General features: G+C 38.3%; 1 protein-coding gene. It reads right to left on the reverse strand.

Annotation, left to right across the window (positions count from 1 at the left end):
- Nucleotide 1: 1 nt before the first annotated feature.
- The gene (locus GOU96_RS17810) at nucleotides 2–898 is read right to left on the reverse strand and encodes a hypothetical protein (protein ID WP_000143890.1); all 897 of its coding nucleotides are present in this window, start codon (nucleotides 896–898) and stop codon (nucleotides 2–4) included.
- Between the last annotated feature and the right edge of the window lie 30 nt (nucleotides 899–928).

The raw sequence follows: 928 nt of genomic DNA on the forward strand, positions 1-928 counted from the left end.
TTCATTTCGCGCACATCCTAGTTTGGTAATCTGCCACTCTCGCTAATCTAGCTGTCTGCTCAGGATATTGATTCTGTAGAAAACACAATGCATCTGCTAACGTAATTTGATGTAAATTAACACTGTTCTCAAAAACTAATGACTCGATTTGAGCCAGAAAATCTTCATAGCGATCACTCATCCAGCACAAATTCCATATGTTTGAATCTAATTCATCGTCTGAGTCTTCTAGTGAGCTGACAGCCTGTATATTGAGATTACACAACATTGATTCATACTGGATATTTGAAAGCCTATCTTTACAACGAATTATCCAAGCCAATGTGATGAGGTTATGACCAAAAAATCCAGGCTGTTCAAGACAGGCGTTTAGAATATCGCCTTCACGATTCGGGGTTGATAACATCGGCTCACTTTGATGTTCTTCACCTATAAAAGTAGATGTTACAAACTCTGTGAGTCGATTTAAAAATATTGGGATCGAGTCTGGTGATAACAACTTATAAACTTCATTCAAAGCGAGCAAAATGGTTACATTATGCGATAGATATTCACTGTGTCTCGATGCCCGTGAAACATAATGCTGAAAGATATCCTTAAATCCTTTTTCGTCATGCCATTGAGACATTGCCTGATAAGATGCTGGGTATATTCCGCGCTCTAGAATTCTGTGTCGGCGGACGCTGGAAAAATTTACTTGTTGAACTGTATCGGTGTAATTACATGAAATCTTTAATGCGTCCTGTTCAATTAATCGACTGACTTGCACCAATAGTTTTTCTGAACAGTCCAAATATTCACAGAGAAACTTTGTTGATAAATATGCTTTTAGGGCATGCGGCTGATGGATAATCGCGCTGCTATATAGTGCTTGTTCTAATAAATGTTGAAATGTCATTTTTCCTCCATGAAACTAACGCCCGCCTAA

Source organism: Vibrio sp. R-1, from assembly GCF_035615595.1.
In the GTDB taxonomy this organism is placed as follows: Bacteria; Pseudomonadota; Gammaproteobacteria; order Enterobacterales; family Vibrionaceae; genus Vibrio; species Vibrio cholerae.